This is a genomic window from Treponema sp. R6D11, from assembly GCF_054786075.1.
The window spans coordinates 1-1,873 of the sequence record NZ_BDHD01000277.1 but is presented as its reverse complement, the minus strand read 5'-3'; the positions used below and the strand labels follow the sequence as shown (position 1 = coordinate 1,873).

Annotated in this window: 3 protein-coding genes; 1 reads left to right on the top strand and 2 read right to left on the bottom strand. The window is 44.8% G+C overall.

The features are described 5' to 3' along the window. Positions 1–347, top strand: a 347-nt coding sequence (locus ACYVTD_RS12250) for a hypothetical protein (protein ID WP_461248039.1), incomplete at its 5' end; no start/stop codon positions are given. A 103-nt stretch (positions 348–450) separates the two neighbouring features. Here the strand turns inward: ACYVTD_RS12250 and ACYVTD_RS12245 are convergent. Continuing rightward, on the bottom strand, positions 451–1,179 hold the full coding sequence (locus ACYVTD_RS12245; RefSeq protein WP_461248038.1) for an OmpA family protein: 729 nt from the start codon (positions 1,177–1,179) through the stop codon (positions 451–453). A gap of 6 nt (positions 1,180–1,185) precedes the next feature. Next, positions 1,186–1,873: motility protein A (locus ACYVTD_RS12240; protein WP_461248037.1), on the bottom strand; the 688-nt coding region annotated here is incomplete at its 5' end.

Here is a 1,873-nt window from a genome sequence, read left to right as displayed (position 1 = left end):
GCGTAGGCTACGCGATAAGCGAGGCAAGCAACGGAGGAATGACTCTTCCCGTTTCGCTGGGCATGCTGATATATTCCCACTTTAAGCATGTATCCGGGACTCCCGCGCCTGAGGGTACTCAAGGCGTAAATATCAACAAACTAAAAATCCTTGACACCATGATTGAGCAATTATCAAAAATGAAAAACCAACCTCAGGCGGAATTCGGCAATTTGGACGGCTCCGACGAAGAACGAATTAACGCCTTAATTGAACAACTTCAAAAACAAATAAAAACCGCCATGTCCGTGGGGGTTTACGCTCCCGCCGCACCCGCTACAGGCGCGTTGTTTAATTTAGCTGTTTAAGAAGTGGATAGTAATTAGCTGTTAGTATTATTGTTAGTTAACTGAGCTTGTTGCCTATCTTAGCTTACTACCAAACTAACTGCTATATACTAACCACTAATTCCTACAGATGACCTTCATCAAGGATAATAACGTCTACCCTGCGGTTGTTGGCGCGCCCTTCTTCGGTGTCGTTAGATGAAACGGGGGCTGTTGCGGCGAAGCCGGCTATTTGGAAATTGTTTTCGTTTATGCCAAGGTCGGACAGATAGCGAAGTACCGCCCTTGAGCGTTCTGTAGATAACTGCCAGTTGTCTTCCCAGGGACCATTGGGGTCAACGTCGGTGTCGTCGGTGTGCCCCTCTATCCTGAATTTTCTGCCGCGTAATTCGGGAGACGCAAGATATGTCCCCAACCGCAGAAGTATGTCTCTTGTCGCTTCTATATTTATTCGCGCGCTTGCGGGGTAGAAAAATGCGTCACCTGCAAGCGTGATTACAAGACCGCGTTCATCGTGAGTTACTTTTATTTTATTGGAACGAATCTCAGGCGAGAAAACAGAAATGGCTTTTCGCATGGCAGTGCCCATAACTCTGCCGCGTTCCATCGAAGGCAGGGACATAATTGTATTGCCCAAATCCGCATTGCGTCCGGCGGAAAGGGTAAAACCGCCCGCCAAGGATCCTATACCGCCCTGCCTTACTGAATCTGAAACAGCATCCAACTGCGCTTGTGTAACATCATCGGGATTAAAAAGAACGACGAAGAAACAAAGACAAAGGGTAATCATGTCCGAGTAGGTATTTAACCACGTACTCGGGGTAGGTTCAGCTGCTTTTTTCTTACGAGCCATACTCTTTTAATCCTTAAGGACTTCTTTTTCCATTGCTATTCTGGCAACAGGATTAAGATACGCAAGAAGTTTCATTGCTAAAATACGTGTATTATCACCGGCTTGAATTGAAAGTACGCCTTCGATGATCATTTCCTTCATACCGGCTTCATCATTATCAAATACGCCAAGTTTATTCGCCCAAGGAATAAAGTATACGTTAGAAAACAAAGACCCATAGAATGTTGTAATAAGAGCAAGAGCCATGTTAGGACCGATAGACGCTTTATCATCAAGGTTGCGTAACATACCTACAAGTCCCATAACTGTACCTAACATTCCCAACCCAGGTACAAGAGTAGCCCACATGTTAATAAGTTTAATTTTGAATGAATGGCGACCTTGCATTTGGCTTAATTCCAATTCCATAAGATCGCGGATAATTGTAGCGTCGGTTCCGTCTACTACAAGACGCAAACCCTTTTTCATAAATTCATCTTCAAGGTCTTCAAGCTCATCTTCCAAAGCAAGCAAACCTTCGCGGCGGGCTTTTTCGGAAAACGCAATCATCTTCTGGATTATACTTGCTGTATCGAATACAGGCTGTTTAAAGGTAAGACCGATAGCGGCAAAAACTCCCAAGCTGTCAGTTAATGCGAACGCGATCATAAGTGAAAAATATGAACCAATAAGAACGAGGAGGAGCGAAGGAACG

Excerpts from the sequence above, each read along its gene's own strand:
- ACYVTD_RS12245 (WP_461248038.1), bottom strand. The coding sequence starts at position 1,179 with ATGGCTCGTAAGAAAAAAGCAGCTGAACCTACCCCGAGTACGTGGTTA.